We start from the raw sequence: 8226 nt of genomic DNA on the forward strand, positions 1-8226 counted from the left end.
GGCGGCAGCGGACGGCGGCGCCGCCCGGCCCGGCGCCGGCCACCGGCAGGGACCGGCGCACGGCCGCGTCACCCTGGGCATCGACCCGACTGCGGAGGAGGCGCGGGAGAGCAGCGCGATCGGCTTCGCCTTCCAGGAGGCGGCCCGGCGCGGAGCGGCCCTCCAGGTGATCGCCGCGTACATGTGGCCGATGGTCGTGCCGACCGCCTTCGACTATGTGGTCGCGTACGAGACGACACAGCAGGAGTACGAGCAGGCGCTGGACAGGCAGGTGACGGAGGTCCTCGCCGGATACCGGGAGCGGTATCCGGAGGTCGCGGTGGAGGCCGCGCTGCGCACCGCGGACGCGGCCGGGCAGCTGGTCGAGGCGTCCGAGCAGAGCGACCTGGTGGTGGTCGGGCGGCACCGCCGGAGGCTGCCGATCGGCCGGCGCCTGGGCTCGGTCGCGCACGCCGTGCTGCTGCACGCGCTCTGCCCGATCGCGGTGGTGCCCGAGGCGGCGCGGGAGGAGGGCGACTAGGAGTGTCCTCAGGTGTACGGAGCGGCGGCCGTCAGCCCGAGTGCGCGGGGCGGCGCTCCGGGCGGCGCATCACGTAGAGCGCGGCCGAGCCGGCGGCGAAGAGGGCGAGGACCGAGACCCCGGTGCTGAACCACGTGGCGCCCAGCAGATGGCCCCCGAAGTAGCCCAGGGCCACGCTGTACGCCGCCCAGGCCACCCCGGCCACCATCGACCAGGGCAGGAACTCGCGGACCGTGCGGTGGGCGACGCCCGCGCCGAGGCTGACCACGGAGCGCCCGGCGGGCGCGAAGCGAGCCAGTACGACGATGATCCCGCCGCCCCGGGTGAGCGCGGTGCCGAGACGTTCCTGCGCGGCGGTCAGGCGGCGCGAGCGGGCGATGGCGCGGTCGAAGCGGTCGCCGCCGCGCCAGGCCACCCGGTAGGCGGCCAGGTCGCCCAGTACCGAAGCGGCCGCGGCGCACAGGGCGAGCGCGAGCAGGTCCGTCAGGCCCGAGTCACCGGGTACCGGCGAGACGCCGACGGCGGCGGACCGGGTGCCGGCGGCCGTCGCGGCGGCGATCAGCAGTACGCCGCTCGGCAGGAAGGGCACAAAGACGTCGAGCAGTACACACAGTCCGACGATCAGATAAATCCATGGGGGATCGGCCAGCGCCCCCAGACTCTCCAGCACCTCGTCACTCCAAGTCGTCCCCGGCCGCGACGTCGCATGGCAGCGGCAGGGGCGGCTTGTCGCTCGTACAGCTGTACAGCGTACGCCTGGGATGTCCGGAGATCGGAGCCCGGGGCGGCAGGTGTTGTCCGAATCACGCGTTTCCTGCCGGTGTGATCGCCTGCTGGGCTACACCGTGGATCCGGCGCGCACCCGCGCGCCTCCAGTACGGGGAGTGACGAGGAGGAAGTGGGATGGCGGCAGGAATGGTGACGGGTGCGGTGGCGGCGCTGCTGCTGGCGGCGCCGGCCGTGGCGGCGCCCGCGCACGGCGGCACGCCCGGGGGCGGGGACCTGGCGGTGGGCAAGGAGAGCCGGTTCACCCCGGTGTCGGAGTTCGACCCGTCCGACGCGGTGACGTACGACACGAAGAAGGTGCCGGCCGGGGCGCGGATCGTGGTGGCGCAGTGGAAGAACGACCACGGGATGACGATCCGGCTGAAGGTGAAGGGGCTCCAGCCGCACCGCACCTACGGTTCGCACGTCCACACCAAGCCGTGCGGCGAGAAGCCGGACTCCTCCGGGCCGCACTACCAGAACCGGAAGGATCCGAAGCAGCCGTCCGTCGACCCCAAGTACGCCAACCCCGAGAACGAGGTGTGGCTGGACTTCACCACGGACTCCGACGGCGACGCCTCGGTGTCGTCGAAGCACTCATGGTGGTTCCGTCAGGGTGAGGCCCGGTCCGTGGTGATCCACGACCACAAGACGCACACCGGGCATGGCCATGCCGGCATGGCGGGCGACCGGCTGGGCTGCCTCTCGGTGCCGTTCAAGCACGCGGCGAGGTGAGCCGCAGGGTCTCCTGAACGCCCTTGAGGGCCGCCGGGACGGGCGGCCCTCAAGGGCTGAGCGGAGAGCGGCGGCTCAGGCGGCGCTGGGCTCCGGCCGGGGAGCGGCCGGGGCGGCGCTCCCGTCCCGGTCCCCGGAGCCGAAGAAGACGCGGTCCAGCGCCCAGGCGCCGGGGCCGGTGAAGGCCAGCAGGAGGAAGGCCCAGCAGAACAGCGCGGAGGGCTCCCCGCCGTTCTGGATCGGCCACAGCGCCTCGCCCTGGTGGACGGAGAAGTACGCGTACGCCATGGAGCCGGAGCTGATCAGGGCGGCGGTGCGGGTGCCGAGGCCGAGCAGCACCAGGAGGCCGCCGACGAGCTGGATGACCGCGGCGTACCAGCCCGGCCAGGTGCCGGCCGGGACGGTGCCGCCCTGGCCCATCGCGCCGCCGAGGACGCCGAAGAGTGAGGAGGCGCCGTGGCAGGCGAAGAGCAGGCCGGTGACGATGCGGAAGAGAGCGGTCGCGTGGGGGCGGCCGCGTTCGGTGAACGCGGCGAGGGGTGTGGACATGACAGGGACTCCTGCGGCTGGGGACGGTAACCGAGAGACCTGAAGGTTAGGCGTGCCTTATTTGTGCTTGCAAGTTCAAGCGTTTGGCTGAGTGTTGGTCTGAACCTTTGCGTGACCGTCACTGTGGTCCAGACCAATAAGCCAGTCAAGGGGTTACGCAGCCCCGGTCACGTCAACGACCGCTCCAGCACGCGCTCCAGACGTGCCGACCGCCGTCCGCTTCCGGAGTCCGTCGTCTCGTGGGCCTGGTCCAGGCTCAGCCGGGCGTCACGGCCGCGCAGGGTGAGCGTCATCAGCTGGTTGCCGAACCACGGGCCGCCGGTGCGGCGCCAGGACACCGGCGGCCGGCCGGCCCGCACGTGCCGGGACAGCGCCCGCCCCAGCCACCGGCCCACCCGGCTCCAGCCGAAGCGGAAGCCGACGCGCAGCGCCGCCGGGATGCTGTTGTGCACCGGCGAGCAGGTCAGCTGCAGGACGCGGCCCGTCGGGCCCGCGCCCTCGGGCCAGTGCGGCTCGGCCACGTACGCATGGTGCACATCGCCGGACAGGACGCACACGGTGGCGGGCGCGTCCGGCCCGTCGGCGGCCTCCGAGATCAGGTCGGCCAGCGCCGCGAAGGACTCCGGGAAGGCGGCCCAGTGCTCCAGATCGGCCCGCTGGCGCAGCGCCTCACCGCGGCGCGCCCACCCCGGGCCGCGCGCGCCGCGGCACAGCGCCGCGTTCCAGACTTCCGCGTCGTGCACCAGCTGGGGCAGCAGCCACGGCAGTGAACTGCCGATCAGCAGGTGGTCGTAGCCGCCGGGCCCGTCCAGCACCTCCTGCCGCAGCCACTTCGCCTCCGCCGCGTCGAGCATCGCCCGGCTGCCCTCCTCCAGGACGCGGGTGGCGCGCGTGTCGACCATGACCAGGCGTACCCGGCCGAAGTCGCGCCGGTAGCTCCAGCGCGCGCACGTCGGATCGGCGTCCGCCGCCGCGGCGAAGTCCCGTACGAGGTCCGTGCCGTCCGCCGCCGCCCGCACCCGGGTGTACAGCTCGTCGCGCGCCAGGTCGGCGGGGGAGAGGTTCCCCAGGTGCTGGTGGACCCAGTACGACATCAGGCCGCCGAGGATCCGGTCGTGCCACCACGGGGTCGCGCGCATCCGGGTCAGCCAGGCGGCCGAGGTGTTCCAGTCGTCGATCACGTCGTGGTCGTCGAAGATCATGCAGCTGGGGACCGTGGAGAGCAGCCAGCGCACCTCCGGGTCCAGCCAGGACTCCTCATAGAGGTGGGTGTACTCCTCGTAGTCCGCCACCTGCGTCCACGGCGGCCGTGAGGTGTCGCGGCGGCGGGCCAGCAGCGCCGCGGTCGCCTCGGAGGTCTGGTCCGCGTAGACCTGGTCGCCGAGGAGGAGCAGCACGTCGGGGCGGGGCCGGGCCGGATCGCGGGCCAGCGTGGCGGCGAGGGTGTCCAGCGCGTCCGGGCCCGCCGGGTCGTGGTGATCGCCCGGCACGCCCGGCACCGCGGCCAGGTGGCTCCTGCTCCCGGAGGGCGGCGCGGCCCAGCGGCAGGAGCCGAACGCCACGGAGAGCGGGCCGTGCCCCTCGGCCGGCAGCGTGCGGATGACGGAGGGCGGGTACGGACTGTCCGGCAGCGGCCAGACCTGCTCCCCGTCCAGCAGAACCCGGTACGGCGTCTCCTCGCCCGGCGTCAGGCCCTCGACGGGGACCAGCGCGTAGTGGTGCCCGGCGACCTGCCAGGTGCGGTCGGCGCCGGTGACGCCGCTGCCGCACGCCACGGTCACCTCGCAGGGCGCCCCGGTCTCCACCCACACCGTCGCGCTGTCCTCGTCCACGTAGCGCAGCAGCGGTCCGAGCCGCAGTCCGGTCATCGCGGTCCTCCCTCGTGCGGGCCGGTGTGGCCGCACCTCCTACGGGCGGCTGCCCGCGCCTCGGCTCCGAGGATAGGAGCACAGCGCCCGTGGGGCGCCGGCCGGGCGGCCGGAGGGAGGTCGGGCGGCTCCGCGGGGCATGGGGATGGAGGGCGGAGCCGCCCGGTCGGGGGTGGCTGCCGGTCGGCAGCCGGTCGGAAGCCGTCCGGTCAGCAGCCGTCGAGGATCTTCTTCAGCGCGCCCTTCTCGGCGGAGTCGGCGGTCATGCCGTACTCGTGCTTGACCCATACCCACATGCGCGCGTACTCGCAGTGGTACGAGGCCGTCGGCGGCAGCCACTCGGCGGGGTCCTGGTCGCCCTTCTCCTGGTTCACGTTGTCGGTGACCGCGAGGAGCTGGGCGTGCGTGAGGTCGTTGGCGAGCTGCTCGCGGCGGTCGGTGGTCCAGTCGGCGGCGCCGGACTTCCACGCCTCGGAGAGCGGCACCATGTGGTCGATGTCGACATCGGAGGACTGCGTCCAGGTGGCGCCGTCGTACGGGGAGGTCCAGGAGCCGCTGGTCGCGGCGCAGCTGCCGTCCGTCTCGACGTCCTTGCCGTCGCGCTTGAGGACGACCTCGCGGGTGTTGCAGCTGTCGCCCTGGTCGCTCCAGTGCGGGAACTTGTCGCGGCTGTAGCCGTCCTGCGGGCCCTCGGCCGCTTCCTTGATCTCGGCGAGATACGTACGGGCGGTGGCGGCATCGGGCGGCGAGGGCGGCGCGGCTTGGGCGGACTGGCCGCTGAGCAGCAGCGTGCAGACGAGCGCGGCGGCCGAGCCGGCCGCGAGGGACGCACGACGCGCGTAGACCTTGGACATCGGAACTCCCGTTGATGTGGGGGAAGGGAAGTCGCGAGCGATCGGTCGATCGGTCGGTGGTGCGATCGGTCGGGCCACACGATGGCGAGTGGGGGTTTCCGTCGTGCGGTCTCCAGGTAACAGAGTGACGACATGCTCACGTCAGATCAAGAGGTGACGCGCCGCCAGCACGCCCCGCACGCGCGTTCGTTGGTCTCGCCGGTCGCCCCGTACTTAAGGTGATCGTGTGCTGCTGCCGGTCAACGCCACCCTCGCGGTCGTGCTCGCGGTGCTGCTCGTCGCCGCCGTGACGGTCGCCGCGCTGTGCCGGCTGGACCACGCCCGGGACATCGCGGTCGCGGGCCTGCGCGCCGCCGTCCAGCTCGCCGCCGTCTCCTTCCTCATCGGCTGGGTGGTGCGCGCGGTCCCGCTGCTGGTCTGCTTCCTGCTGCTGATGTTCGCGGTGGCCGTGCGGACGGCGGGCCGCCGGATCACCCGTAACCGCACGTGGTGGTGGGCGGCGGCGCCGATCGCCGCCGGGGTGGCGCCGGTGGTCGCCGCGCTGCTGCTGACCGGCCTGGTGCCGCCGCGCGGGGTCGCCCTCATCCCGGTGACCGGCATTCTCATGGGCGGCGCGCTCACCGCGACGGTACTGAGCGGGCGGCGCGTGCTGGACGAGCTGGAGACCCGGCGCGGGGAGGTGGAGGCCGGCCTCGCGCTGGGGCTGCCGGACCGGGAGGCGCGGCTGGAAGTGGCCCGGCCGGTCGCCTCGGAGGCGATGCTGCCGGGGCTGGATCAGACCCGGACGGTGGGGCTGGTCACACTGCCGGGCGCGTTCGTCGGCATGCTGCTGGGCGGCGCTTCACCCGTTCAGGCCGGTGCGGTGCAGCTGTTCGTCCTGGTGGCGCTGCTGGCCGTGCAGGCGGTCGCGGTATCGGTGGTACTGGAGCTGGTCGCGTGCGGCCGATTGCACCGCGTACCCTTGAGCCCAGCAGAAGGGGAGTAGCTCTCTGCCGGACCGTCGACATACTGCCCGCCCTCGTGGCGAGCCGGCGCCCGGAGCGTACGGATTCCGTCCGTACGCCAGCGAGACCTTCGGCCGCAGTGTCCAACGCTGCCGTGCCGAAGCGACCCCTTTTCCGGGCCCCTTTCGGTGCGGCCCTATCGAACGAGGTATCCCACCCCGTGTTCAGCTTCACCGTCGCAGCCGTCGTCTTCGGCGTCGTCTTCCTCGCCGAGCTGCCCGACAAGACCGCACTGGCCGGGCTGATGCTCGGCACCCGCTACCGCGCGTCGTACGTGTTCGTCGGCGTGGCGGCGGCCTTCCTGGTGCATGTCGCGCTCGCCATCGCCGCGGGCAGCGTGCTCACGCTGCTGCCGCACCGGCTGGTCCAGGCGATCGTCGGCGTGCTCTTCCTGGCGGGCGCCGCCGTGCTGCTCTTCAAGAAGGACGACGACGAGGAAGAGGTCAAGAAGCCCGCCGACCAGAGCTTCTGGAAGGTCTCCGGGGCGGGCTTCATGATGATTCTGGTCGCGGAGTTCGGCGACCTGACGCAGATCATGACGGCGAACCTCGCGGCCCGCTACGGCGACCCCGTCTCCGTCGGCATCGGCGCCGTGCTCGCCCTGTGGGCGGTGGCCGCGCTCGGCATTCTGGGCGGGCGCACGCTGATGCGGTTCGTCCCCCTGAAGCTCATCACGAAGATCGCGGCCTGCGTGATGATCGTGCTCGCGGGCTTCAGCCTGTACGAGGCGATCGTGGGCTGAGCCGCGCGGCAACGGCGAAGGGCGCCACCCCGTGCGGGTGGCGCCCTTCGTGGTTCTTGTGCGCTCAGGCGCTGAAGTGCAGCCGTACGCCGCCCTCGGGGAGCACCTCGATGCGTACCTGCGTCAGGTCGTCCACCTGCACCGTCGGCGCGAAGGCGGCGGCCCGCTCGCCCACGCCCACGACGCGCATCCCGGCGGCCTGGCCGGCCCGGATGCCCGCCTCGGAGTCCTCGAAGACCAGGCAGTCCTCGGGGGCGAAGCCCAGCTCGGCGGCGCCCTTGAGGAAGCCCTCCGGGTCCGGCTTGCTCGCGCTCACCGACTCGGCGGTGATCCGTACGGCCGGCATGGCCAGCCCGGCGGCGCCCATCCGGGCGTCGGCCAGCGGGATGCTCGCGGAGGTGACCAGGGCGTGCGGCACGCCGTCGAGCGCGGCCATGAACGCGGGCGCGCCCGGTACCGGTACGACGCCGTCGGTGTCCGCGGTCTCCTGCGCCAGCATCCGCCGGTTGTCCTCGTGGTTCTGCTCCATCGGGCGGTCGGGGAGGAGCGCGGCCATGGTGGCCCAGCCCTGGCGGCCGTGCACGACCTTCAGCACGTCCTCGGCGTCCATGCCCTGCTCGGCGGCCCAGCGGCGCCAGCAGCGCTCGACGACGGCCTCGGAGTTCACGATCGTGCTGTCCATGTCGAGCAGCAGCGCGCGGGCGGTGAGCGTGCGGGATGCCGTCATCGGCGGGCTCCTCGGCTGGAGGGCAGGAGTGGTGCGAGACAGAGCGGCTCCGCCCGCCGGTCAGGGGAAGCGGGCGGAACCACTTTGTTCATCCACGATACAAAGCGCTTCGGTCACACGCCAAGCCCCCCTGGTCAGCGGGCCAGGGGGGCCAGGTGGTAAGGGCGGCAAAAGGGCCGGTCAGGGCCGCGTGAGGAATTCCAGGGAGGCGCGGGTCGCGGGTCCGTAGACGCCGTACGGGTCGGCCGTCTCGCCGTACGTCCGCTGGTACCGCGCCACGGAAGCGGCCACCCCGGCGTCGTACCGGCCGTCCGCCGCGCCGGTGTACAGCGCCAGCTGCGCCAGCCGCCGCTGCAGCTCCACGACCTCCGGGCCGCTCGCGCCCTCGGAGAGCAGGCCCTCGCCCACGGTCCGCGGGCCGGGCAGCCGGGCCGCGGACCGTGGGCGAGGGCCTGCTCTCCG

At 73.2% G+C, this 8226-nt stretch carries 10 protein-coding genes; 4 read left to right on the forward strand and 6 right to left on the reverse strand.

Features of this window, described 5'->3' with window-relative positions; genetic code table 11:
* The coding region (locus CCS38_RS02580; protein ID WP_223731540.1) for a universal stress protein at positions 1–520 on the forward strand (520 nt) is incomplete at its 5' end.
* Positions 521–551: 31 nt separating this feature from the next.
* On the opposite strand, the gene CCS38_RS02585 is transcribed toward CCS38_RS02580, so the two are convergent.
* The gene (locus CCS38_RS02585) at positions 552–1190 is read right to left on the reverse strand and encodes a DedA family protein (protein WP_223731541.1); all 639 of its coding nucleotides are present in this window, start codon (positions 1188–1190) and stop codon (positions 552–554) included.
* A 233-nt stretch (positions 1191–1423) separates the two neighbouring features.
* Between CCS38_RS02585 and CCS38_RS02590 the strand changes: the two genes are divergently transcribed.
* Positions 1424–2020: a superoxide dismutase family protein gene (locus tag CCS38_RS02590; RefSeq protein WP_223731542.1), complete on the forward strand. Its 597-nt coding sequence runs from the start codon at positions 1424–1426 to the stop codon at positions 2018–2020.
* Positions 2021–2095: 75 nt separating this feature from the next.
* On the opposite strand, the gene CCS38_RS02595 is transcribed toward CCS38_RS02590, so the two are convergent.
* The 3 genes from CCS38_RS02595 to CCS38_RS02605 form a co-directional block, all read right to left on the reverse strand.
* A complete protein-coding gene (locus CCS38_RS02595) occupies positions 2096–2569 on the reverse strand; it encodes a DoxX family protein (RefSeq protein WP_223731543.1) in 474 nt (157 codons plus the stop codon).
* A gap of 167 nt (positions 2570–2736) precedes the next feature.
* Positions 2737–4437: an alkaline phosphatase D family protein gene (locus CCS38_RS02600; RefSeq protein WP_223731544.1), complete on the reverse strand. Its 1701-nt coding sequence runs from the start codon at positions 4435–4437 to the stop codon at positions 2737–2739.
* Positions 4438–4646: 209 nt separating this feature from the next.
* Positions 4647–5291 carry an HNH endonuclease family protein gene (locus tag CCS38_RS02605; RefSeq protein ID WP_223731545.1) on the reverse strand — a complete coding sequence of 215 codons (645 nt, stop codon included), beginning with the start codon at positions 5289–5291 and terminating at the stop codon, positions 4647–4649.
* Between the two features lie 226 nt (positions 5292–5517).
* Between CCS38_RS02605 and CCS38_RS02610 the strand changes: the two genes are divergently transcribed.
* Positions 5518–6276, forward strand: a complete 759-nt coding sequence (locus CCS38_RS02610) for an ABC transporter permease (protein ID WP_223731546.1) — start codon at positions 5518–5520, stop codon at positions 6274–6276.
* Positions 6277–6455: 179 nt separating this feature from the next.
* Positions 6456–7037 carry a TMEM165/GDT1 family protein gene (locus tag CCS38_RS02615; RefSeq protein ID WP_223731547.1) on the forward strand — a complete coding sequence of 194 codons (582 nt, stop codon included), beginning with the start codon at positions 6456–6458 and terminating at the stop codon, positions 7035–7037.
* Between the two features lie 64 nt (positions 7038–7101).
* Here the strand turns inward: CCS38_RS02615 and CCS38_RS02620 are convergent, their stop codons facing one another.
* Both CCS38_RS02620 and CCS38_RS02625 read right to left on the reverse strand, forming a co-directional pair.
* Positions 7102–7764 (reverse strand): HAD-IA family hydrolase, encoded by a 663-nt coding sequence (locus CCS38_RS02620; RefSeq protein ID WP_223731548.1) that lies wholly within the window; start codon positions 7762–7764, stop codon positions 7102–7104.
* A gap of 180 nt (positions 7765–7944) precedes the next feature.
* Positions 7945–8226: peptidoglycan-binding domain-containing protein (locus tag CCS38_RS02625; protein WP_223731549.1), on the reverse strand; the 282-nt coding region annotated here is incomplete at its 5' end.

This window comes from Streptomyces purpurogeneiscleroticus (assembly GCF_020024005.1).
GTDB lineage: Bacteria > Actinomycetota > Actinomycetes > Streptomycetales > Streptomycetaceae > Streptomyces > Streptomyces purpurogeneiscleroticus.